A 23943-nucleotide genomic window follows, 5' to 3' on the forward strand; every position below is an offset into this window, starting at 1 on the left:
CGCCGGAGCCGGCGGGTTCACCAGGCTCCTTCCGCCGGAACCAGCGCCCGGCCATCCCGGCACTCGCACGACAGTCCGCGCGCATCCGCTCCTCGCGCGCCGTGGCGGGCCGGGCGGCCCGTCGCCATCCGGCCTGTCGCGGCACGGAGCGCCAGAAAAGAAGCTCCCTGGCAGGCGCGACCCAAACCACCCTGCCCGGAACCCCTTGGCAGGCGCACCCCGGGGCCCCTGTCCCGCGTCAGTTCCCGCCCCGAAGGAAAAATCCTCGGAAAAACGAGGATAAAGATGCGACGGAAAGGGGCAGGGCCTTTTCTTCTCAAGAAAAGGCCCTGCCCCCTGCCCCCGCCAGCAACGCGCCCCGCCTCCGGCGGCTTGCGCGCCCTCAGCGCGCCGGGGCCAAGGCCTGCACGGCCTGCTGGGTCAGGGCGTCCATTTCCGGGCCGTGGTCGTGGCCCGCGAGGTGCAGGAAGGCGTGGGCCAGCAGGCGCACCAGGTGGGCGTCCACGGGCTGGCCGTAGAGGTCGGCTTCGCGCAGCAGCGTGTCCACCGACAGGGCCACCTGGCCCAGGGAGCCGCGGGGGCAGGCGCCGGGAGCGGCCCCGGCCTCGGGGAAGGACAGGACGTTGGTCGGCCCCGGGCGGCCCATGAACTCGCGGTGCAGCCCGGCCATGCGCCGGTCGTCCACCAGCAGCAGTTCCACATCGGCCCCGGGCAGACCCAGGGCCGCCAGCACGCGCGCGGCCAGGGCGGCGGCCTCGCGGCGCGGCACAGCCCCGGGGGCCAGCCCCGGGCCGGCGAGCACCGTCACGCTCATTTGGCCCCCCGGCGCTTGGTGAACTTGAGCACGGTGCCTGCGTCGCGGGCATCGGCGGGGCAGCTCTGGCCCGTGGGGTCCTGCTCGGGCTTGTGGCCGCTGCGCGGCTCGGGGCAGGCCTCGGGCGGCGGCGCGTCCACGAAGGCGGACTCGGGCCGGTATTCCGTGCGCGCCCGGGCGTCCTCGCGCAACTGCGGGTTGTCCCCGCCCGGGTACTCGATGCGCTGGTGGAAGATGCCCGTGAGGATGCGCAAGAAGACTTCCGAAAGCTCGTGCAGATCCTTGAGCGTCAGGGCCGATTCGTCGAGCTGGCCGTCGGAGAAGATCTTCTTGATGAGCTTCTCGATGTGGCCCTTGATGCGGCTGGGCGTGGGCTCCACCAGGGTCCGGCTGGAGGCCTCGATGGCATCGGCCAGAAGCAGCAGCCCGGCCTCCTTGGTTTGCGGCTTGGGGCCCGGGTAGCGGAACTCGTCCTCCCGGGGCGGGGCCTCGCCGCGCGCCTCGGCCTGCTCGCAGGCCTTGTGGTAGAAGAAGGAGATGAGCATGGTGCCGTGGTGCTGGCGGATGAGATCCTCGATCTCCGCGCCGAGCTTGTGCGTGCGCGCCAGCTCCACGCCCTGCTTGACGTGGCTGGTGAGAATCAGCGCGCTCATGGACGGGGCCAGCTTGTCGTGGCGGTTCTCGCCGCCCATCTGGTTCTCCACGAAATACTGGGGCTTGGTGACCTTGCCCACGTCGTGGTACAGCGCCGCCACCCGCGCCAGCAGCGGGTTGGCCCCGATGGCCCGCGCCCCGGCCTCGACCATGTTCGACAGCACCAGCGAGTGGTGATACGAGCCCGGCGCGCTGACCATCAGCTCCTGGAGCAGCGGCTGCTCCAGGCTCATGAGCTCCATGAGCCGGAAGCGCGAGACGTAGCCCAGCAGGTATTCGGCCATGGGCGACAGGGCCAGCAGCAGCACCAGGGACACGAAGCCCCCGGCCAGCACGTAGGCCCCGCCCGCCAGGGCGTGCGCCAGGCCCTGGTAGTCCAGAAAATTGGCGCCCACCCAGGCCAGGGACAGGCCCGCCAGCAGCGGCAGCACCGAGGCCAGCAGCTCCTTGCGGCTTTCGGCCTGCTTGATGACGAAGGCGTAGAGCAGTCCGGTGGCGAAGAAGAAGGAGAACAGCGTCAGCCCGCCGCCCAGGATCTGCGCGCAGAAGAACGCCAGCAGCAGGGTCACGAAGAAGCAGGTCACCAGCGGGAAGAACATGGCCGCCACGCCCGAGGCCCCGGCCAGGGGCAGGCTGTAGGGGATGATCTCCTTGGTCAGCACCGGCGAGCCCAGGGTCAGCGGCCCGCCGATGAGCGCCAGGAACTTCGCCCCCGCGCAGAAGACCACCGCCAGCACGGACAACAGCACGTAGTCGCGCCCCTGCAGGGCCGGGCACAGCCCCGCCCGGCGGCACAAAAGCAGCCCCAGGCCCATGAGCGCCGCCAGGGCGAAGATGCCCGCGGCGGGCAGCACGGTGACGCCGCGCGGCGACTCGGCGGCCATGGCCTGGAGCTTGATCTGCTGCTCCAGGGTCACGGCCTCGCCGTGGCGCACCAGGATCTCGCCCTGGCGGACGTGAAAATACACGGGCTGCACGGCGGCCATGGCCCGGTCGGCCCGGGCGCGGGTCTCCTCGCGGTCCAGGGTCAGGCTCGGCTCCAGCAGCGGGGCCAGCAGCGTCCACACGGCCTTGCGCACGGTCAGCGGCTTCTTCAGCTCGTCCTTGAGGAAGGCCGCCAGGGCCGCGCGCAGCCGGGTGATGTCCATGGTCGCCTCGGGGTCCGCGACCATGGTCTCCTCCCCGGCGGCCATGTCGCGCAGGATGATCCCGTGCTCGTGGCGTGACAGCTCGCTGGCGTCCTCCACCACGCCCCGGGCCAGGGCCTCGCCGACCCACGGCAGCACCCGGGCCAGCACCAGGTTCTGGAAGTCCTCGCGCTGCCACAGGGCCAGGGTGGCCTTGCCGATCTCGGCGTTGAGGTCCTCGGCGATCTGCCAGCGCACGTCCTCCATGGCCTCGGGGGTCGCCGCGTCCAGGGTGCCGAACACGTCGTGTACGGCGGCGTCAATGGAGCGCAGGGCGTCGCGGGACAGGTCGAACACCGGGGGCTGGGCCTCGGCGGCACGGCGGCGCTTGGCCAGGGTGGCCGCCATGTCCTCGATGAGGAAATCGCGCCGGGCGATCACGTCGGTGTCGGCGATGTCCCCGGCGGTGTAGGCCGGGGGGCCCGACTCCATGCGCACTCCGGCCAGGGCCGACAACCCCAGCAGGACGAGCAGGAACAGCGCCACCCCCAGGGTCCGCGTGTCCCTGGCCCGGGCGCGTTCGTCCCGGGCGGTGCGCTGGGCGCTAGGCTTTTTTCGGGTCGGCTTCTTCGAAACGTTCATAGGCCTGGACTATCCTTCCCACCAGGGGATGGCGAATGACATCTTTCTCGCCGAAGGTGATGAAGGCGATGCCCTCAACCCCGGCCAGGGCCTTGGCGGCCTGGACCAGACCCGACGCGGACTTGCCGGGCAGGTCGATCTGGGTCACGTCGCCGGTGACCACGGCGCGCGAGCCGAAGCCCAGGCGCGTGAGGAACATTTTCATCTGCTCGGGGGTGGTGTTCTGGGCCTCGTCGAGGATGATGAAGGCGTCGTTAAGCGTGCGCCCGCGCATGAAGGCCAGGGGCGCGATCTCGATGACCCCGGTCTCCAGCATCTCCTGGACCTTGGCGAAGTCCAGCATGTCGTGCAGGGCGTCGTAGAGCGGGCGCAGGTAGGGGTTGACCTTCTCCACCATGTCGCCGGGCAGAAAGCCGAGCTTCTCCCCGGCCTCCACCGCCGGGCGGGTGAGCACGATGCGCTTGACCTCGCGCCCCAGCAGGCACGACACGGCCAGGGCCACGGCGAGGTAGGTCTTGCCCGTGCCTGCCGGGCCGATGCCGAAGGTCAGGTCGTTCTCGCGAATGGCCTGCATGTAGTCGCGCTGGCCCAGGGTCTTGGGGCTCACGCGGCGCTTGGGCGAGGCCGCGAAGACCTCGGAGCTGAAGACCTCGCCGAGCTGCGCCGAGGGCTCGCGCTCGAGCACGCCCAGGGCCAGGTCCACATCGCGCGGAAACACGGGCCGCCCGGCCTTGACCTGGGCGTAGAGCTGCACCAGCAGGTTGGCGGCGCGGTTCACGCCGTCTTCGGTGCCGTGCAGATGCACGCGGTTGCCCCGCGAGGACACGCCCACGCCGCAGCCCCTGGCCACGGCGGCCAGGTTCGCCTCCTGGGCGCCGAACAGCTCGCGCGCCAGATCGCAGTCCTCGAATTCCAGGGACCGTTCGTGGCAGGATGCCTTGGCCATGCAACCCCCGGTTTGGCCCTTGCGGGCCCCTTGTGCATACGCCTTGTGCCGGGCGGCGTCCATGGGGCCGCAACCCGCGCCGGGCGTATGGATTGTCGTTTTGCCCTTGCGGGCCGGGCCTTGCCTGGAGCCGCCCTTGCGGGCCAGGGGCGGGCTCACGGCCCGTCCTCGGCCAGCCGCGCCTCCAGGTCCGGGTCGGGGTCCACGGCCAGGGTCCGCTCCAGGCGGTCCACCGTGACCTTGCCCGGCCCGCCGCCGGAAACGGCGCGCACATGGCGCACCTGGGCGCAGAGCACCTCGGCCCGGGCTCCGGCGGCATGGCTGCGCAGGGCCGCCAGCCCGGCGGCCTCGGCCAGGCTCGTCTCGGGCACGGGCTGGTCGGGAAACTCGCGGCGCAGGATGACGTGCGCCCCGGGCCCGTGGGCCGCGTGGAACCACAGGTCGAAGGGGCTGGCCAGCTTGCGCAGGTCGTGGTTGGCCCGCGCGCTCTTGCCGCGCAGGACCACGAAGCCGTCGCTGGTGCGAAAACGCGCCACCCCCGGCACGGCCCCGGCGGGGCGGCGCACGGCGTGGCGCTCGGCCTTGCGGGGGGCGTCGTCGCCGCCCCTGCGCTCCGGGGGCAGCTCCCCGCGCTCTGCTGCGGCCAGCTCCGCGCGCAATTGCCCCTCGCGCCCGGTCAGAAATTCCAGCCCCCGCCGCCCCTTGGCCGCCAGCCGGAACAGGCGCTCCATGTTCTCCAGCAGGGTCAGCCGCCGGTCCAGGGCGATGCGCCGGGTGCCGCCGTCGGCCTGGGGGGCGTCCAGATAAGGGCGTTTGTCGTGCTTGTCAAATTGGTAGAGCACCGCGCGCAGGGCCTCGGCCTCGGCGCCGCGGGCCACCAGACCCTCCAGGCGCGCGCGGTCGGCCTCCAGGGCGCCCAGGGCGCGGCGCGCGCGGGCCAGGGCCGCGTCCTGGCGCTTGTGCGCGGCGGCCTCGGCCAGGGCCGTGAGGTGCGGGAACAGCGTCGCCTGCCCGAAGAACCCGGCGGCGTCGAGCACGTCGTCGAACCCGTGCTCCGCCAGCCCCGCGCGCAGCTGTGGGGGCAGGCGCCAGGCCAGCAGCCGGGGCCGCGCCGCACCAGCCGCGCCGCCCCCGCCCGCCGCGTCGTCCGCCTGGGGCAGGTAGGCAAAAAACCGCGCGCAGCCGCCCCGGCGCACGGCGTCCAGCACGGCCTGGTCGCGCCCCGGGGGCGAGGCCGCCAGCAGGCGGCGCAGGTCGCGGGTGATCTGCGGGTGGGCACGCCAGACCTCGCGGTCGTCGCGCACCTGGGCGGCGTCCGGCCAGGAGGGTTCGACGCCGAAGCCCGGGGGCAGCACGTCGGCCAGGTCCGGCTCGCCCCCCGGCCCGAGGACCAGCCAGCGCCCCGGCCCGGGCGACAGCTCCAGGGCCAGCAGCCGCGCGGGCCAGTCCATGGTCCAGGCCGTCAGGCGGCGGCCCGTGAGGCGCTTGCGCAGCCACATGCAGCGCGCCGAGGGCTCGGCGGGGTTCTCGGGCTTGTGGGTGCAGGCCAGCAGCAGCCCTGCGGCGCCGCCCGTGCGCAGCAGCACATACGGCGCGCCCCCGGCGGCCTGGAGGGTCAGGGTCCAGACGCCGGGGGCGGGGCTGTGGAGCTTCTCGAGGCGCCGGCCCACGAGCGTGGGGCCCAGGGCGGCGGCGAGACAGCGGAACAGGTTGGCTTCCATACGGGCGGCCTACTCGCCGCGCACCTGCTCCTCCTCCTCCTGACGGCTCTTGCAGTTGATGCACAGCGTGGTCACCGGGCGGGCCTTGAGGCGTTCCACCGAGATGTCCTCGCCGCACTCCTCGCAGATGCCGAAGGAACCGTCGTCGATGCGGTGCAGGGTCTGCTGGATCTTCTTGATCAGCTTGCGCTCGCGGTCGCGCAGGCGCAGCGTGAAGGAGCGGTCGGACTCGGCGGTGGCGCGGTCGGCGGGATCGGCGTAGACCTCGGGCGACTCGACCATATCCTCGATGGTTTCCTCGCCCTTGCGCAGGATCTCATCGAGCATCTGATTCAGGTACTTGCGGAAGAATTCGATATCCTTTGCGTCCATGGCGGATCCTCCGGGTGGGTGCCTGCCAGAGGCGGCGTGCATGCTGTCGGGGAAGGGGTCTTCTTACTTCATCTTCTCTTGAAAAGTAAACCCCTGCGTATTAGCGTGGCAGGCTCGGCGGTTACGGCCCGGGAGCCGGGCCATTCCGGCGAAGGCCACGGGAGGGCGCATGGACGAGGATACGGCAATCCGGCGGCGGGACCAGGGCGCCGCGACCCAGGCCGCGCTGCTGCGCGCCGTGCTGGACGCGGCCCTGGCCGAGCCCGACCGGCCCGTGCTGCGCGCGGCCCTGGGCGCGGCCATGGCTGGCGTGGAGCTGGGCGGCCCCGGCGCGCCCCGGGCGGGCGTGGCCTCGCGCATCGACGCCGACCCCGGCGCCGGGGCGCCCCGGGTTCCGGAGTCGGCCCACGCCCTGGCGGCCTGGCTGGCGACGCCCCCACCGCTGACGCCGGGGGCCGCGTCCCTCGGGCTGGCCGCCGTGAACGCCCTGCTGCCCGTGCCCCCTGGCGCCACGCCGGGCAAGGGCCAGGACCTGCTCCTGGCCCTGGGCCGGGGGGCCCGCGTGGTGGTGGTCGGCCATTTCCCCTTCGTGGAGCGCCTGGGCGGGGCCTTCGCGGCCCTTGCCGTGCTGGAGCTGGCCCCGCGCCCGGGCGACCTGCCTGCGGCGCGCGCCGCCGAGGTGCTGCCCGGGGCGGACGTGGTGGCCATCACCGGCACCACCCTGCACAACGGCACCCTGGGCGGGCTGCTCGCCCTGTGCCGCCCCGGGGCGCGGGTGGTGCTGCTGGGCCCAAGCGCCCCCCTGGCCCCGGCCCTGCTGGGCCTGGGCATCGACGCCCTGGCCGGGGCCGTGGCCCGCGACCCGCGCGCCGTGCTGGACGGCGTGGCCCGCAGCCTGCCCATGCGCCGCCTGGAGGGCATGGACGCCGTGGTCCTGGCCCGGGAGAATTTTTTTGGCCTTTCGAGTTGACAGGGGCAGCCGACGCGGATAGAAGGTCTCTCGCTTCACGACGCACCCCTGAGCGGGAGTAACTCAGTGGTAGAGTGCAACCTTGCCAAGGTTGAAGTCGCGAGTTCAAATCTCGTCTCCCGCTCCACAAGGCACCCACTGCGCCGCCCCCTCCGGGCGGCGTCTTTTTTTGGTGCGCCCAACCCGGGCGGACCGTTGGCAAAAGCATGAGGGCAGCAAGGCCAGCCCGGGCGGGTGCCTGCGGCCCTCCCCCACGACGGGCCGCGCCAGGGCCGGGGCCTGAACGGCACAACCCCGGGCCGGGGGCGGCAGTGTCAGGTGAATACTATCTCTGTACAACTAAGGCAAAGATGGCGAACCTCAATTCTCTCCCTCCGTCTCCCACTCTGAAAAAACTACGACACATCCGCAACACCTTCAACAAGCGGCAAGCAGTGATTCCCCTTCCAAAGGCACGGCCCCTTCATCATCAGCCGAGTGTTGAGGACCCTGAGGCCCTTCCTGATTTGATCGTCCTCAAGTAGCCCTAAAGCAGCCTCGAAGCCAGCAGCAATGAACGCGGTCTGATCATGTCCGCCACTTTTATACTTGTGCCCCCATAGCTTTACTCCGGAGTGGCCTGCGACTTGATCGCCTAATTCTTTTGGTAGTGCATCGATCGGAGAGGACGCAGCATGGAATGAAATGGCCAACGGAATATTATCGCCGTTGAACACCATGTCCTGTGCAACAGTCAGGACTTCCTGCCTATATATATTGACCCTTGCAATGGTAGGGAGTTTGTACTTGATGCTCTTGTATCCTGCAGGGGATAGACAGCTGCCACCCCAGAAGGACATCTCTGTCTTTCGCCAATCGAGCACGGTTGCATCCAGATAATATCGCAAAAAATGGAGAGTGTCTGCGGCAACCGGAAACCCCATGAATCTTCTGTAAATATCTTTGTAACTGCTATACAGCGATTGGTTGACGGGGCGCTCGCATTTCTCTTGTTGCAAGCCCTGTCCAGCGATCCATGCTTTCCGCCGCGCAGGCTCCACCACCAGGTCCAGATCGGATGCCCCCTGGGGGATGCTGGAGTGTTCAATGTTGCGAAGCACAAATCCCTGCGCTTCGAGCGTATGGATGATCTCCTCTTCGAGGGGGCGCCGCCGCTCCTGTGCTTCCAGCACATAGGAGAAATACACGATGTCGTCGTACTTCTTTCTGTGCTGCGAAAAACGTTTGGGGATGTCGCTGCTTTCACCGACATAAAACTCACCGTCAGCAAATCCAAGGATATACAACCCGCAACGGTCTTTGCCTGGGAATAACTGGCCGACGGACCAAGCGTTCTCGACCTGAGTGAAGGCCGAGAAGCCCCATGAGGCTAACACGCTGTAAATAGTCTCCAAGTCCATTATATCAGCCCCCACTCCTAATGCCCCTAGACATCTATCCATACATAATCATACCATATTTTTTCAATATACTCGCGCAGGGCGGAGAACCGCTCCGCCTGGAAAAACTCCGCCATTGTCGTAATGCCCAGCTTCCTTGTGTTGAAAACGACGACGCTCTGCGTCCCCAGTTCGCGGTTATCGTAAATGACAATCGTATATATCCTGGAAAAGTAATCCTTCTTTTCATGGAAGATGGCGTCCGGGCTGTCAGCCGTTGGCGCGAAGTCGTCGATGTCGAACCGGCACAAATCCATGAGCCCGGCCAAACGGCCCGTCTTTTTATCGACGTAGCTCATGTTGAAGTACGGATCATGCACCACCCAGGAATTGCTGTCCTTGTCCAGAACTTCGAGGAATGTGTGCCCGATGAATCTCCCGTCATTATTCAAACACAATCCATGCACAATGCGGGATTCAATGCTAATGTTGAAGAGAATGTTGCGCAGGAAGTAGGCGCGGCTGTCACATTTCAGGAGCGGCCTGGGCCCCTTGCCAGCCAAGAAATCCTCCACCATTGAATACATGACGGAAATCTTGTCCCTGTATTCCACGGCAAAAGCCCTGACAGAACTCTCGTGTATCAATGCCCTGTAGTAGCTGCTCGTCTCCTGGCAGGAACCGGTTTGGGAATCCCTGGCCTTTGCGAGTATCGGACTGTCAAATGTCTTGAAGAAGTCCTTCTCCAGGTAAGTAGCCTGTTCTGCCGCCCTGGCTTGAGTCATTCTTGCTGCCTGGACATACCGATCCCCATCCAGCAGGACATACCCAAGGCCGCCCACGGCAATCAGCACAAAAAGGCAACCAAACAGCCAGGGCAGCGCACTGCCTTGCAGCGTCGGTTCCCGATTGATCTCCGGCATCCTCTGCCCCTTGGCCCGCAGCATTCCCGCAGCGGGCGAGAATCGGTTGACGAGGCGCAGGCGACCGCCCGGCCTTCCGGGCGCTGCCTTGCGCGAAGCCGCCTGTAGCATGGCGCCCCCGCCCTGCCAAGAACCGGGGTTCGCGGCGCGCCCGCCGCCCAAAAAGTGCACCCGCGCCCCACGAAACTCTTGCGCGCGGGGCACCGAACGGATACGGTCCGTTTTCGCACCGAGGGGTTCCGGCGACAGGGGGGATATTGTCCGTTGACAGCGCCAACTCTCTGGACTATAGGCTCAATTCCTCGGCACGGGGCGGCATAGCCAAGTGGTAAGGCAGAGGTCTGCAAAACCTCCATTCTCCGGTTCAAATCCGGATGCCGCCTCCACGATGCGGGAGTAACTCAGTGGTAGAGTGCAACCTTGCCAAGGTTGAAGTCGCGAGTTCAAATCTCGTCTCCCGCTCCACATGACCAGGACGACGCCGGCGCGAGCCGGCGTTTTTTTTGGCCCGGGCCCGGCCCGGAAACGGAGGCACCGTGCAGACCACTGAGCCCATCTCCCTGGACGCGCCCCTGGACGAACTGCTGGACTACGCCGGACGGCGCTTCCAGGTGGCCTTCGAACCGGTGAGCGCGGCGGGCAGGACCCTGGAGGTCCTGCAGATCACCAACATGACCGAGTACGTGGAGCGCATCGCCGAGGCCGCAGCCCCCGGCCAGGGCGTGGAGCTGCCCTTCTGGGCCAAGGTCTGGCCCGCGTCCATGGTCCTGGCGCACCTGGCGGCCTCGCTGCCCGCCCCGCCCGACGCCGAGCTGCTGGAGATCGGGGCCGGGGTGGGCGTGTGCGGGCTGTTCGCCGCCGCTGCCGGGTTGCGCGTCACCATCACCGACATCAACCACGACGCCCTGGTGTTCGCGCGCATCAACGTGCTGCATAACGGGCTGGCCGACCGCACCCGGGTGCAGCGGGCCGACTTTTCCGCGGACCGCCTGGGGCGGCGCTTCGACATCATCGTCGGCGCCGAGGTGCTCTACATCGAGGCGCTGCACCGGGGGCTGGTCAAGTTCCTCGCCGCCCACCTGCACCCCCGCCCGGGGGCCCAGGCCCTGCTGGCCCGCAGCTACGAGCGCCGGGCCATGCGCTTCTTCAAGCTGGCCGAGGAAGACTTCACCATGAGCAACAAGACCGTGGGCTGCAAGGCGACGGACGGCGACGGCGACCCCGAGCGCCACCTGTGCGACATCGTGCGCCTCGTGCCCCGCAAGGTGGTGCCCCGATGATCACGCTGACCCATTGCGAGAAGACCTACGACAAGGACCAGGACAAGGCCGTGGCCCCGGAGGTCACGGTGGCGCGCGTGCGCGAAGCCCTGGGCCGCCACGGCGACGCCATCCTGGCCGAGACCCGGCGCATCGACACCGGGCGCCTGGGCATCCCGGTGTTCTTGTCCGTCACCGGGGCCGGGGCGCGCCGGGTCATGCCCACGCGCAAGCAGATGGGCAAGGGCGCCTCGCCCATCCAGGCCGAGGCTTCGGCGCTGATGGAGCTGGCCGAGCGCTTCAGCTACTTCACCTTCTGGGACCGGCGCGAGGGCTTCACCCAGGCCACCTGGTCCGAGGCCCAGGCCCTGTGGCCGGGGCGGGTCATGCCCCTGGCCGAGGTGCTGCGCGCCACGGGCGACGACCTGGACGAGGCCGACGCCATCCGCGTGCTCGACCTGCACCGCTGGGCCTTCTTCCCGGCGACGAACATCAGCGCCGGGCGCGAAGAGTACGTGCCCCTGGACCTGTTCAAGAAACTCAACGAATTCAACGGCTCAAGCGCCGGAAACACCCCCGAGGAATCCATCTTCCAAGGCGCGGCGGAGCTGGTGGAACGCCATGTGTGCGCCGTGACCGACCGCGCCCGGCCCGAAATGCCGACCATCGACCCGGCCTCGTGCACGGACCCCGTGCTGGCCGGGCTCGTCGAGCGCTTCACGGCCAACGGCATCCGCCTGTGGCTCAAGGACATGACCCTGGGCATGCCCGTGCCCACCGTGGCGGCCCTGGCCTACGACCCCGCGACCTTCCCGGCCACGAGCGAAATCGTCTACACCGCCGGGACGGCCTCCTCGCCGGAAAAGGCGGCCATCCGGGCCCTGACGGAAATCGCCCAGCTCGCCGGGGACTTCGAGACCGGCGCCAACTACGAGGCCTCGGGCCTGCCCAAGTACACCGAGCCCGGGCAGTTCGCCTGGCTGACCCGCGGGCCGCTGGTGCCCCTGTCCAGCCTGCCCTCGGTGGCCGAGCGCGACATCCTGCGCGAACTCAAGGCCCTGACCCGGGGGCTGGACTGCCTGGGGTTCACGCTCTACAGCGTGCCCACGACCTGCGCCGAGCTGGGCCAGCCCGCGCATTACAACTTCGTGCCGGGCTTCCAGTTCCGCGAGCGGACCCCGCGCGCCAGCCTGGGCATGTTCGTGGGCCGCGTGCTGGCCGAAGAGGCGCCCCACGCCGAGGCCGCCGCCGGGCTGGACGCCCTGGAGCGCATCTACCCCGGGGCGCATTTCCTGCCCCTGCACCGCGCCCTGCTGACCCTGCGCGGCGGGGACGCCGAGGCCGCCGCCCCGCTCTTCGCCCGGGCCGAACCCCTGCAGGACAACGACGAGGACCGCGCCCTGGCCGCCTTCTACCAGGCCTACGCCCTGACGCGCGGCGGCGGCTTCGTGGACGCCCTGCCGCATCTGGACCGGGCCGTGGCCCTGTGCCCCGAGGTCAAGGAGTACTTCAACCTGCGCGGGGTGGCCCGCTTCAAGGCCAAGGACTTCGAGGGCGCCGCCCAGGACTTCCGCGCCGCCCTGAACCTGGACAGCGGCTCGGCCATGGACCTGGCCAACCTGGGCCTGTGCCTGAAATTCCTGGGCCAGCGCCAGGAAGCCATACACTGCCTGGGCAGCGCCCTGGAACTGGACCCGTCCCTGGACTTCGCACGCACCCATCTCGAGGAGATCCTGGGTGCCTAACCCGCCGGAAGCCCTGGCAATCGCACCGCCCGCCAGGGCCCGGCTTTTTCCGACGGAACCCATTGACAAAAAAGCCCCGCAGTATTTAGTATCCCCTAACATTTTCGCCGGACACGTCCGGGGGAACTCCTGCGGGAGTTGAGCAGCGGAAGCTGCTTATCCAATAGGAAGCCCGGGTCCGCCCGGGAGCGGCGCCCGGCTTGGCCGCGAGCCGCCCAGGCATCAAACCATCCAAGGAGGACGATCATGGCCACTGTCGAATTCAAGGGCAAATCTTTCGACATCGACGAAGACGGTTTCCTTCAGAAGTTCGAGGACTGGAACCCCGAGTGGGTGGAGTACGTGAAGGAGTCCGAGGGCATCAAGGAGCTGACCGACGAGCACAACAAGGTCATCGAGTTCCTGCAGGACTACTACAAGAAGAACGGCATCGCCCCGATGGTGCGCATCCTCTCCAAGGTGACCGGCTTCAAGCTGAAGCACATCTACGAGCTGTTCCCCTCCGGCCCCGGCAAGGGCGCCTGCAAAATGGCCGGCCTGCCCAAGCCCACCGGCTGCGTGTAAGCCTCACGGCTCCAAGCGCGACCATTCAGGGCGGAAGCTTCGGCTTCCGCCCTTTCTTTTGCCCGCAAGCGGCCCGCCCGCCATTCCGGCACCCGTCCACCGCCGCCCGGCCCGCCCGGCGGTGGCGCCCCGCGCAGCGCAGGCCAAGTCCACCCGCCCGGACCGGGCCGGGCAGAGGGGCCTCCTCACGGGTGGCGCCGGCCTGCCATTCCCGTGCTGCGCCCCGGCCTGCCGTCTTTCTCCCCGGCCTGCCCCGCCTGCCGCGCCCCGCGCGTCCGGGAAGGCTCCCGGCTGGACCGGCAACGGATGACAGAGGCCCCCTGTCCACCCGGGCCCTGCCGTCCCCGCGCACCCGGCAACGGGCCCGGGCCCAAACCACAACGGATGCAGCGCCCCTGGAGTGGTGCCTGCTTGCCATTTCTGCGCGCTCCCCGGCCTGCCGTCTTTCTCCCTGGCCTGCCCGCCTGCCGCACCCCGCGCGCCCGGGAAATACCCGGTTGGACCGGCACAGGGCGGCACCCGCCGCCCAGGGCGCGCCACCGCCTGAAGCGGCACCCGCCACACCCCCCGCCTGTCGGCCCCGTGCCCGGCGCCGGGATTGCGGGCTGCCCCGGCCCGTCATCCATCCGCCCGCATCCTCCTCTTTCCTGTTGACAATGATTTTCATTTTCATTTATGACTGCTCCATCGCAGCACCCCCCGCCGCCACAGCGGCAAGGAGCACGTCATGCAGCAGAAAAACATCTGGGAACTCGAAGACTTCCAATGCCCGGTCATCGGCACCTGCCTGACCATGGGCGACCTGCGCACCGGGGCCCGGCAACTGGGCATGCGCTTCCACCCCGGGGCCAGCGATTTCGACATCCACTGCTGGTTCGTCAGCCAGGCCAAGTGCCCCGGCAAGGCCGCCCGCTGGCTCCAGAAACTGCTCAACAAGAAACACCGCCGCAGCCTGGCGCTGTTCCGCAAATGCACGGACGACGACGCCCTGCTGGCCCTGTGGCGCGAGCACTCGGGCGCGGGCGACATCCCCGGGCCCTTCTGGGCGGTGATGAGCCACCCCGGGGCCTCCCCGGGGCTGATCTCCGAAGTTTTCGGCGAGGTGCACATGCTCTCGCACCTGCTGGGCGCCGCCAACCGCGCGGACCTGCGCCGCCTGGACGAGCTGGAACGGCGCAACCAGCTCCTGGCCGAGGCCCTGGAGGAACGCAAGACCCGCCTGCGCGAGGCCGCCGCCGTCTGGAAGGCGCGCAACCGCAGGCTGGAGCGCGACCTGGAGGACGAACGCCGCCGCCGCGCCGAGGCCGAGGGTGAGCGCGTGAGCCTGCGCCAGGCCCTGGAAACCACCGCCGTGGCCGCCCTGCGCACCGAGCGCGACGCCCTGGCCGGGCACCTGGACGCCACCCGCCGCAGGCAGGACGAGGCCGAGCGCACCGTGCTGCGCCAGGCCGCGCAGATCGAGGACCTGCTGCGCGAGCTGCGCCAGGCCCGCGGCGCCCTGGCCGAGCGCGACAACACCATCGCCGCCCTGGAAAACGTGCTGGCCGCCCAGATGCCCGACGCCCTGCCCGGTCCGGACGCCTGCCCCCGGGGCTGCGACGGCGCCTGCGGCCAGGGCTGCGGCCTGGGCTGCGGCAAGCTGCGCGGCAAGTGCGTGCTCTACGTGGGCGGGCGCTGCAACCTCATGGCCCACTACAAGGCCCTGGCCAGCCGCTACGGCTGCGAACTGCTGCACCACGACGGCGGCCTGGAACAGTCGCCCGGGCACCTGCACCAGCTCCTGGCCCGGGCCGACGCCGTGGTCTGCCCCCTGGACTGCGTGAGCCACGAGGCCACCACCCTGGTCAAGCGCGCCTGCAAGGGCTTCATGAAACCGCTGCTGCTGGCTGGCTCCTCGGGCATCGGCGGCCTGGCGCGCTGCCTGGACGAGCTGGAGCGCGCGGTGCAATAACGGCGCCGGGGGGGCGCCGGGCCGCCTGCGGGCTTGACCGCGCCCGGCCTCCGGCTTATTCCCCCAGGCCATGGCACTGCTCGGCGCGACCAACCTGACCATGTCCTTCGGCGGCCCCCGCCTGCTGGACGGCGTGTCCTTCCAGATCGAGGAAGGCCAGCGGGTCTGCCTCGTGGGCCGCAACGGCGAGGGCAAGTCCACGCTGCTGCGGCTGCTCTCCGGCGACCTCGTGCCCGATGGCGGCGAAGTGGTCCGCTCGGCCGGGGTGGCCGTGGCCCGGCTGTCGCAGAAGGTGCCCGAGGCGCTCACCGGCCCGGTGTACGACGTGGTCACCGCCGGGCTGGGCGACATGGGCCGCGCCCTGGCCGCCTACCACCACGCCAGCCGCCAGGCCCGCGACGCCGATGGCCTGGCCCGCCTGGCCGAGATGGAGGCGGCCCTGGAACGCCAGGGCGGCTGGGAGGCCCTGCCCGCCATCGACGCCGTCATCGCCCGCCTGAGCCTGGACCCCGCCGCGCCCTTCGAGACCCTTTCGGGCGGGCTCAAGCGCCGGGCCCTGCTGGCCCGGGCCCTGGTGGGCAGCCCCGACGTGCTGCTGCTGGACGAACCCACCAACCATCTGGACATCGACTCCATCGCCTGGCTGGAGGAGTACCTGCCGCGCCATGTGCGCACCCTGGTCTTCATCACCCACGACCGGGCCTTTCTGCGCCGCGTGGCCACGCGCATCCTCGAACTGGACCGCGGCCGCCTCACGGACTGGCAGTGCGGCTACGACACCTACCTGGAGCGCAAGCAGGCCCTGCTGGACGCCGAGGCCCGCCACAACGCCGAGTTCGACAAGAAGCTGGCCCGCGAGGAGGCCTGGATCCGCCAGGGCATCAAGGCCCGGCGCACGCGCAACGAGGGCCGCGTGCGCGCGCTCATGACCCTGCGCGAAGAGCGCCGCGCCCGGCGCGAGCGCGTGGGCCGCGCGGCCATGGCCATCCAGGAGGCCCAGCGCTCGGGGCGCGTAGTTGCCGAGGCCAAGGACGTGGCCTTTACCTGGGGCCACGACGCGCCCGTGTTCCAGGGCCTGTGCACGACCATCCTGCGCGGCGACCGCGTGGGGTTCATTGGCCCCAACGGCGCGGGCAAGACCACCCTGCTCCAGGTGCTGCTGGGCCGCCTGGCGCCGACCTCCGGCCAGGTGCGCCTGGGCACCGGCCTGGAAATCGCCTACTTCGACCAGCACCGCGAGGAGCTGGACCCCCAGGCCACCGTGCGCCACGCCGTGGCGGGCGGCAGCGACACCGTGACCGTGGGCGGGCGCGACCGCCACGTCATGGGCTATCTGGCCGACTTTCTCTTCCCGCCCGAGCGGGCCATGAGCCCCGTGTCCGTACTCTCGGGGGGCGAGCGCAACCGGCTGCTGCTGGCCCGGCTGTTCACCCGGCCATCCAACCTGCTGGTCATGGACGAGCCCACCAACGACCTGGACGCCGAGACCCTGGAGCTGCTCGAAGAGCGGCTCATGGAATACCAGGGCACGGTGCTCGTGGTCAGCCACGACCGGGCCTTTCTGAACAACGTGGTCACCAGCACCCTGGCCCTGGAGGGCGGGGGCCGGGTGGCCGAGTACGTGGGCGGCTACGACGACTGGCTGCGCCAGCGCCCGGCGCCCCCGGCCCCGGAGCCCAGGCCCGCAGCAGCCCCCCGCCCCGAGCCGCCCCAAAGCGCCCCGCGCAAGCTCGGCTTCAAGGAGCAGCGCCACATGGCCGAACTGGCCGCCGAGCTGGAGGCCCTGCCCGCGCGCATCGAAGCCCTGGAACGCGCCGTGGCCGCCGCCGGGGAGCGCCTGGCCGACCCCGCGCTGTACAAGGGCCCCGCCGAGGCCGCAGCCGCCGCCCGCCAGGAGCTGGCCCGGGCCGAGGCCGAGCTGGCCGCTGCCTTCGGGCGCTGGGAGCAGGCCGAGGCCGAACTGGCCGCCTACGCCGCCCGGGCCTGAGCCCCCCCGCACGGCACAGCCTCGGGCACGATCTGCTGGTGGACCGCCCCCCCGCCTGAGCCCTTCCGCCCGCGACGCCCCCGGCCCGCCCCGGTTTTCCCGCACGTTGCCAGCCCTCTGGGCCCGTGCTACAAGAGCCGCGCACCGGACCTCACCTGCCGAGGAGGTCGCCCAATGCCCCCATCCTGCCGTATCCTGGCCGCAGCCGCCGCGCTGCTGCTGTGTCTGCTGGCGCCCGCCCGGGCCCAGGAAACCGTCTCCGTCATCCGCGTGGTCAGCCCCGCGTGGGACACCTTCACCAACGCCGACGGCACCGGGCTGTACTTCGACCTGCTCGACGCCGTGTTCCGCGGCCTGCACGGCATCGAAATCGAGCACCAGTTCGTGCCCAGCCTGCGCGCCACACACCTGGTGCGCGAGAACGAGGCCGACATGATGCTGTGCAAGGCCCGGGTGGACCCGCCCCTGGTCATGGCCCGCGTGCCCATGTACGAGAACGCCTACGCCGTGTTCTTCGACTCCCGGAGCATCGAACCCTGGAAGGGCCGCGAGAGCATGACCGGGCGCTCGGTGGTCTGGCGCATCGGCTACTACGACGAGCGCTACATCCCCGAGGGCATGCAGACCAAGGAGGTCAAGACCGGGGTCTCGGCCCTGGGCATGGTCGTGCTGGGCCGGGCCGACTTCTACCTCGACGACCCGGTGCTCATCCGCGAGTCCATCGACCGCTCGGGCCTGACCTTCGACCAGCAGCGCTTTCGCATCGAACCCGTGGGCTTCCGCTCCTACCACCCCGTGCTGGCCCCCACGGCCCGGGGCCGGGCCATCATGGACCTCTACGACCAGGGCATGCTCACCCTGGCCGCCGCAGGCGCCCTGGACGCCATCTACGCCAAATGGGGCCATCCGGTGCCGAATTTCGGCGGATATGCCCCGCCGCCCTCCGCCAGCCGCTGACAAGCGGCCCGCGCTGTGCTAGGGGAGGGGGACAAACACGGTCCGGGCCCCCTCCCCGGGCCCGGAGCCCGGCCACATGAGAACGATCCTCTGGCTTCTGCTCGCCCTGCTCCTGCCTCTGCCGGCGGATGCGAGCGAGCCCCTGCCCGACCCCGGCGGCATCACCGCCGTGCATGTCGTGGGGCCCTCCTGGGAGGGCTTCACCAACATGGACGGCACCGGCCTGTACCACGACACGCTGCGCGCCGTGTTCGGCCTGTATGGCATCGAGTACGTGCGCGAATACGTGCCCTCCGAGCGGGCCTACCACATGGTGCGCGACGGCTCGGCGGACATGATGACCTGCCACGACAAGCCCCCCCGGGGGCTGACGCTGGCCGGGGTGCCCATGTACGAGGGCAAATACTACGTGTTCTTCAACCGCGAGAACATCGGGCAGTGGTCCGTGCCAGGCAGCCTGGAGGGCCGCACCATCGCCTGGCGCATCGGCTACTACGACCTGACCAACCTGCCCGCGCCCATGCAGCACAAGGAGCTGAAATCCGGGGTCTCGGCCCTGGGCATGGTCATCCTGGGGCGTATCGACTTCTACCTCGACGACCTGAACTTCATCGAGGATTCCATCCACAAGAACACCATCCCCTTCGACATGGCCCGCTTCCGCATCGAGCCCGTGGGCGCCCGGGGCTACTTCCCGGTGCTCAAGGATACCGAGCGCGGGCGCAAGATCCGGGAGCTCTACGAGCGGGGCATGGAGCATCTGTACCGCGCGGGGCGCCTGCAGGCCATCTTCGACCGCTGGGGCTTCCCCCTGCCCGCCTACGCCTTCGACTAGCCCGAAAAGCCCCGGCCATGCCCCAGCCCTCGCCCGCCCCCGCGCCGCTCGTCCCCATCCGCGACTCCATCGCCACCCGGCTGCTGACCATGGTCTTCGCGGTCTACGTGGTCATCACCATCGCCCTGACCGCCGTGCACATGGCCGCGGAGTACTACAACACGCGCGACACCGTGCTCAAGGACCTCAAGGCCATGACCCAGATCTTCAACCAGGGTCTGGCCACGGCCATCTACAACGTGGACGACGTGCAGATCAATTCCATCGTCCAGGGGCTCATGGAGAGCCCGGTGGTGGTGGGCGTGCGCGTGGGCACCGAGTACCAGGGCACCTATTCGGCGGGCGAGACCTTCCGCGACAGCCCGCCCGGCGAGGAGGCCGGGCCCGGGGGCGGCCCGCGCGGCGACTTCTTCTGGCACACCGAGCCCATCCTCTACTCCGAGGAGATCGGCCAGAAGGTGCCCATGGGCCAGGTCACGCTCTATTCCAGCCGCTACGTGGTGCTGGGCAAGGTCTGGTACGGGTTCATGTTCATCCTGGTCAACTCGGTGATCAAGACCATCGCCCTGTGGGTCATCTTCCTGTGGGTCAGCCGCCCGCTGCTCTCGCGGCCCCTGGGCCGACTCACCGCCGCCGCCCGCGAGATCGACATGGACAACCTGGAGCACCTGCGCGTGGACGTGGGCACCCGGGGCCGCAACGAGCTCAAGGTGCTCGAAGACGCCCTGAACTCCATGATCACCAAGCTGCTGGCCGCGCGGCGGCGCTCTGAGGGCCTGCACGCCAGCCTGGCCGAGGCCGGGCGCAGGCTGGAGGACTACAACCGCACCCTGGAACAGCGCGTGGAAGACCGCACCCGCGAGCTGGAGGCCCTGCTGGTCCAGGTGCGCACCGCCCGCGAGGCCGCCGAGGTCGCCAACCGCGCCAAAAGCGAATTCCTGGCCAACATGAGCCACGAGATCCGCACCCCGCTCAACTCCATCATCGGCATGAGCGACGTGCTGGCCGACAGCGGGCTGACCCCCGAGCAGCGTCAGTACGTGGACATCTTCCGCTCCAGCGGCGAAACCCTGCTGGGCATCATCAACGACGTGCTCGACTTCTCCAAGATCGAGGCCGGGCAGGTGACCCTGGAGCGCATCCCCTTCGACCCGGCGGCCCTGGCCGAGACCGTGTGCGACATGTACGCCGTACGCGCCCGGGAAAAGGGGCTGGAGCTGATATGCGCCGTGGCTCCGGGCCTGCCGCCGCTGCTGGCGGGCGACCCCACGCGCCTGTCGCAGGTGCTCTCCAACCTGCTGTCCAATGCCTTGAAATTCACCGCCGCAGGCGAGGTCGAGCTGGCCGTGGATCAGCCCGACCCGGCCCGGCCCGGCCTCTTGCGCCTGAGCGTGCGCGACACGGGCATCGGCATCCCCGACGCCATGAAACAGGCCGTGTTCGAAAGCTTCACCCAGGCCGATTCGTCCACCACGCGGCTGTACGGCGGCAGCGGGCTGGGCCTGGCCATCAGCAGGCGCATCGCCGCGCTCATGGGCGGCAGCCTGACTCTGGCCGATGCCCCCGACGGCGGGGCGCTGTTCACCTTCGAGCTGGAGCTGGCCGTGGCCGAGGCCGGGCCGCGCCCCAGGCCCCTGGAAGGGCGCACGGCCCTGGCGGTGGCGGGCAACGCGAGTGCCCTGCGCGCCCTGGCCGCGCACCTGCACGGCCTGGGCGCCACGGCGCTCACCGCCCCCGACACCGCCGCCGCCCGGGCCCTGCTGCACCAGCGGGCCGCAGGCAACGCCCCGCCGCTGGACGCCGCCCTGCTGGACCTCGCCGCCCCGCAGGGCGACGCGCCTGCCCTGGCCCGCGAGATCCACGACCAGGGCCTGGCCCGGGACATCGTCCTGCTGGCGTGCAGCAGCGACCAGCGCCCCGAATCGGCCCGTGCCCAGGGCCTGGATTTCGCCCGCTTCGCCATCAAGCCCGCCAGCCCCGCCAGGCTGGCCCGCGCCCTGGCCGAAGGCGGCGCCCCGGCCCCGGGCGCCGCCCCGGCCCCGGCCCACGGCCTGCGGCCCCTGGCCATCCTCCTGGCCGAAGACCAGCCCGCCAACCGCAAGCTCATCCGCTACTACCTGGCGGGCACGCCCCACAGCCTGACCGTGGCCGAAAACGGGGCCCAGGCCCTGGAGCTGTTCCAGGCCGCGCGCCCGGACATCGTGTTCATGGACATGGAGATGCCCGTGCTGGACGGCTACGACGCCACCCGCGCCATGCGCGAGTACGAGCGCGCCCTGGGCCTGGCGCCCGTGCCCGTGGTCGCCCTCACGGCCCACGCCTTCGAGGAGCACTTCCACAAGAGCGCCCAGGCGGGCTGCACCGGGCACCTGACCAAACCCATCAAGAAGGCCCGTTTCCTGGAAGCCCTGGCCCGCTACACCGGCCAGGGCGGCCCGGCGCCAGGGGCCGCCCCCGTGGTCCTGGCCGACCCGGCCATGCGCACCCTGGTCGAGGAGTTCCTGGCCGAGGCGGCCGCCGACCTGGCCGCCATGCGCCAGGCCCTGGCCCGGGGCGACCTGGACACCGTGCGCGTGCTGGGCCACGGCCTCAAGGGCTCGGGCGGGGGCTACGGCTTCGACACCGTCACCGAGCTGGGCCGGGCCGTGGAGACCGCCGCCGTGCACGCCGACGCCGACGCCCTGGCCGACCTGTTTGAGCGGCTGGAAAAACATCTACGCGAGGTGGTCATCCGCTATGGGGAATGATAGGCTGGCCCATCGGCCCCGGGCCCAGCGGCCCGGCCCCGGCGGAGCATCATGAGCATCCTCATCGTGGACGACACCAAGAGCGTGCGCGCGCTCATCGAATTCTACCTGCGCTCGGACGGGCACCAGGCCCTGCACCACGCCGAAAGCGCGGCCCAGGCCCTGGAACTGCTCGGCGTGGGCGTGCCCGGGGCGGCCGCCAACGGCTGGGACCTGGTGCTCATGGACATCGTCATGCCCGCGGGCATCGACGGCATCGAGGCCTGCCGCCGCATCAAGGCCGACCCGGGCTGCGGGCACCTGCCGGTGATCATGGTCACCTCCGACCTGGCCGAGGCGACCCTGGAGGCGGCCTTCGCGGCCGGGGCCATGGACTTCATCGAGAAACCCCTGCGCCGCGTGGAGCTTCTGGCCCGCGTGCGCTCGGCCCTGCGCCTCAAGGCCGAAACCGACACCCGCGCCCAGCGCGAGCGCGAGCTGCTGGTGATGACCCGGACCCTGGAGGAGACCAACCGCAAGCTCAACCTGTCCAACGAGCTGCTGTTGCGCATGTCCGTCACCGACCCGCTGACGGGGGTGGCCAACCGCCGCTCCCTGGAAGACATCTTGGTCCGCGAGACGGCCCGGGCCCGGCGCAGCGCGGCGCCGCTCTCCCTGGTCATGGCCGACATCGACTGCTTCAAGCAGTACAACGACACCTACGGCCACCTGGCCGGGGACGCCTGCCTGGGCGCCGTGGCCGCAGCCCTGGGCACGACCCTGCGCCGCTCGTGCGACCTGCTGGCCCGCTACGGCGGCGAGGAGTTCGCCGCCGTGATCCCCGACACGGACCTGGACGGCGCCCTGCGCGTGGCCCAGATGATGCGCGAGGCCGTGCGCGGCCTGGGGCTGCCCCACGCCAGCTCGCAGGTGGCCGATGTGGTCACGGCGTCCTTCGGCGTGGCCACGCGCACCCCGGACAACGCCCTGGACGCCCGGGCCCTGGTGGCCGCCGCCGACCGGGCGCTCTACGCCGCCAAGAGCGCCGGGCGCGACCGCGTGGCCGCGCACCAGGACTGACCCCCGGCCCACCCGCCCGGCCCGACCACCGACCCACTCGAAAAGACAACGCCCCCGCCACACCCCGCAAGGAGGCGCGACGGGGGCGCAGGCCGTGCGGCCTGCCCGGCCCGTTCAGCGCGGCGCGGGCAGCAGGAATTCCGTGAGGTCCGACCGCAGGATGGCGTCCAGCTCGCCCAGGGCGTCGGGCGCATGCTCGGCGAAAAGGAAGGCGAACACCGGGTACTCGCGCCAGTCAATGCGCCGCAGCTCCAGGGGCCGGGCAAAACACGCGGCAAAGGCCGCGTAGTCCACGCCAGCCACCGTTGCCGGGTCCACCCCCGGGGCCAGGTCGGCGATGACCACGCTGGTCACCGTGTCGCCCCGGCGGGCCAAGAGGGCGCCCCAGTCGGGGCGGCGGTCCAGCAGGTAGGCCTCGTAGGGGTTCACGCCCCAGGCGTGCCAGGTCAGGTCCGCCACGCACCAGCCCGCGAAGCGCAGCGGGTTGCCCTCGATGAAGCCGATGCGCCCGTCCGGGGCCACGCGCAACTCCACATGGGCCGGGAAGTCGCGCAGCCCGGCCAGCCGCCCCAGGTCCGCCAGGGCGCGGGTGAAGCGCTCCAGATTGGGCTCCACCACCGCCCGCGAGGTCACGTAGACCCGGTCGTTGACGCTGGCCTCGTCCGGGAACAGGTGCGCCAGGATGTTGAGGATCACCGGCTGGCCGTCGCCGTCCCAGTACACGTCCACGGCGAACTCCTCGCCGGGGATGTTCTCCTCGATGAGGAAGCGCTCCAGGCCGAGCACCTGCTCGGGGTACTGGCCCGCGATGCGCCCCACCTCGGCGCGGATGGCCGCCACCACCCCGGGCCAGTCGGCGTCGGCCTCCACCTTGTGCACGCCCAGGCTGAAGAAGCCCGTGGCGGGCTTGACGATGAAGGGTTTGGCGAACTCCGCCGGGTTCACGGCGCCCAGCCCGGCCAGGGGCACGCCCCGGAAGGCGTAGTCCGGATACAGGGGCCGCAGCAGCTCGCGGAAGGCCAGCTTGTCCTTGAACAGGCGCACCCGCTCGGGCAGCGGCGAAAAGCCCAGGTTGCGGGCCACCCAGCCCAGGGCGTTCTCGGAGTTGGCGTAGACGCGCCGGGCCGGGCCCTGGCGCAGGGCGTCGGCGAAGGCCGCCTCCGCGGCCAGGCAGGGCGCGTCGCCCAGGGCGGCGCGGGCCACGGGCCCGTCCAGCACGGGCAGGCCCAGGCGCAGGGCGGTCTCGCGCAGAAAGCCGGAGACATACGGCTTGTCGAGCAGGAACATGGTC

At 70.4% G+C, this 23943-nt stretch carries 18 protein-coding genes and 3 tRNA genes; 13 read left to right on the forward strand and 8 right to left on the reverse strand.

Annotated elements, in window-relative coordinates:
• Nucleotides 1-382: 382 nt before the first annotated feature.
• The 5 genes from ybeY to dksA form a co-directional block, all read right to left on the reverse strand.
• A complete protein-coding gene (gene ybeY, locus G495_RS0108285; RefSeq protein WP_051445197.1) occupies nucleotides 383-814 on the reverse strand; it encodes an rRNA maturation RNase YbeY in 432 nt (143 codons plus the stop codon).
• Nucleotides 811-3237 carry an HD family phosphohydrolase gene (locus G495_RS18300; RefSeq protein ID WP_084458035.1) on the reverse strand — a complete coding sequence of 809 codons (2427 nt, stop codon included), beginning with the start codon at nucleotides 3235-3237 and terminating at the stop codon, nucleotides 811-813. Before G495_RS18300 ends, ybeY begins: the two co-directional genes overlap by 4 nt.
• The gene (locus tag G495_RS0108295; protein ID WP_028587433.1) at nucleotides 3200-4183 is read right to left on the reverse strand and encodes a PhoH family protein; all 984 of its coding nucleotides are present in this window, start codon (nucleotides 4181-4183) and stop codon (nucleotides 3200-3202) included. Before G495_RS0108295 ends, G495_RS18300 begins: the two co-directional genes overlap by 38 nt.
• 155 nt (nucleotides 4184-4338) lie before the next feature.
• Nucleotides 4339-5904, reverse strand: a complete 1566-nt coding sequence (locus G495_RS22810) for an NFACT RNA binding domain-containing protein (RefSeq protein WP_028587434.1) — start codon at nucleotides 5902-5904, stop codon at nucleotides 4339-4341.
• Nucleotides 5905-5913: 9 nt separating this feature from the next.
• On the reverse strand, nucleotides 5914-6276 hold the full coding sequence (gene dksA, locus G495_RS0108305) for an RNA polymerase-binding protein DksA (RefSeq protein ID WP_028587435.1): 363 nt from the start codon (nucleotides 6274-6276) through the stop codon (nucleotides 5914-5916).
• Between the two features lie 169 nt (nucleotides 6277-6445).
• Between dksA and G495_RS20345 the strand changes: the two genes are divergently transcribed.
• Nucleotides 6446-7246 (forward strand): Rossmann-like domain-containing protein, encoded by an 801-nt coding sequence (locus G495_RS20345; RefSeq protein ID WP_051445198.1) that lies wholly within the window; start codon nucleotides 6446-6448, stop codon nucleotides 7244-7246.
• Between the two features lie 52 nt (nucleotides 7247-7298).
• Nucleotides 7299-7373, forward strand: a tRNA-Gly gene (locus tag G495_RS0108315).
• Nucleotides 7374-7641: 268 nt separating this feature from the next.
• Here G495_RS0108315 and G495_RS21710 read toward each other — a convergent pair.
• Entirely contained in the window at nucleotides 7642-8646 is a 1005-nt protein-coding gene (locus G495_RS21710) for a GIY-YIG nuclease family protein (RefSeq protein WP_156939643.1), read from the reverse strand.
• 26 nt (nucleotides 8647-8672) lie between these two features.
• On the reverse strand, nucleotides 8673-9659 hold the full coding sequence (locus G495_RS0108320; protein WP_156939644.1) for a hypothetical protein: 987 nt from the start codon (nucleotides 9657-9659) through the stop codon (nucleotides 8673-8675).
• 200 nt (nucleotides 9660-9859) lie between these two features.
• Between G495_RS0108320 and G495_RS0108325 the strand changes: the two genes are divergently transcribed.
• From G495_RS0108325 to G495_RS0108375, 11 genes are all read left to right on the forward strand, one after another.
• A tRNA-Cys gene (locus tag G495_RS0108325) sits at nucleotides 9860-9934 on the forward strand.
• 4 nt (nucleotides 9935-9938) lie between these two features.
• Nucleotides 9939-10013 (forward strand) — tRNA-Gly (locus tag G495_RS0108330).
• Nucleotides 10014-10084: 71 nt separating this feature from the next.
• The gene (locus G495_RS0108335; protein ID WP_028587437.1) at nucleotides 10085-10828 is read left to right on the forward strand and encodes a class I SAM-dependent methyltransferase; all 744 of its coding nucleotides are present in this window, start codon (nucleotides 10085-10087) and stop codon (nucleotides 10826-10828) included.
• Entirely contained in the window at nucleotides 10825-12552 is a 1728-nt protein-coding gene (locus G495_RS0108340; RefSeq protein WP_028587438.1) for a YcaO-like family protein, read from the forward strand. Before G495_RS0108335 ends, G495_RS0108340 begins: the two co-directional genes overlap by 4 nt.
• A 246-nt stretch (nucleotides 12553-12798) precedes the next feature.
• Nucleotides 12799-13116: a TusE/DsrC/DsvC family sulfur relay protein gene (locus G495_RS0108345; RefSeq protein ID WP_028587439.1), complete on the forward strand. Its 318-nt coding sequence runs from the start codon at nucleotides 12799-12801 to the stop codon at nucleotides 13114-13116.
• A 727-nt stretch (nucleotides 13117-13843) separates the two neighbouring features.
• Nucleotides 13844-15067, forward strand: a complete 1224-nt coding sequence (locus G495_RS0108350; RefSeq protein ID WP_028587440.1) for a DUF2325 domain-containing protein — start codon at nucleotides 13844-13846, stop codon at nucleotides 15065-15067.
• A 70-nt stretch (nucleotides 15068-15137) separates the two neighbouring features.
• Nucleotides 15138-17054, forward strand: coding sequence for an ATP-binding cassette domain-containing protein (locus G495_RS0108355; RefSeq protein ID WP_028587441.1), 1917 nt, complete (start codon nucleotides 15138-15140; stop codon nucleotides 17052-17054).
• Nucleotides 17055-17228: 174 nt separating this feature from the next.
• Nucleotides 17229-18011, forward strand: coding sequence for a substrate-binding periplasmic protein (locus G495_RS18310; protein WP_051445200.1), 783 nt, complete (start codon nucleotides 17229-17231; stop codon nucleotides 18009-18011).
• 76 nt (nucleotides 18012-18087) lie between these two features.
• Nucleotides 18088-18846 (forward strand): substrate-binding periplasmic protein, encoded by a 759-nt coding sequence (locus G495_RS0108365; protein WP_028587442.1) that lies wholly within the window; start codon nucleotides 18088-18090, stop codon nucleotides 18844-18846.
• Between the two features lie 17 nt (nucleotides 18847-18863).
• On the forward strand, nucleotides 18864-21593 hold the full coding sequence (locus G495_RS22815; RefSeq protein WP_051445201.1) for an ATP-binding protein: 2730 nt from the start codon (nucleotides 18864-18866) through the stop codon (nucleotides 21591-21593).
• A 51-nt stretch (nucleotides 21594-21644) separates the two neighbouring features.
• Nucleotides 21645-22652: a diguanylate cyclase gene (locus G495_RS0108375; protein ID WP_028587443.1), complete on the forward strand. Its 1008-nt coding sequence runs from the start codon at nucleotides 21645-21647 to the stop codon at nucleotides 22650-22652.
• A gap of 114 nt (nucleotides 22653-22766) precedes the next feature.
• On the opposite strand, the gene G495_RS0108380 is transcribed toward G495_RS0108375, so the two are convergent.
• Nucleotides 22767-23939: an ATP-grasp domain-containing protein gene (locus tag G495_RS0108380; protein ID WP_028587444.1), complete on the reverse strand. Its 1173-nt coding sequence runs from the start codon at nucleotides 23937-23939 to the stop codon at nucleotides 22767-22769.
• Between the last annotated feature and the right edge of the window lie 4 nt (nucleotides 23940-23943).

It is taken from the genome of Desulfocurvus vexinensis DSM 17965 (assembly GCF_000519125.1).
Taxonomy (GTDB): Bacteria; Desulfobacterota; Desulfovibrionia; order Desulfovibrionales; family Desulfovibrionaceae; genus Desulfocurvus; species Desulfocurvus vexinensis.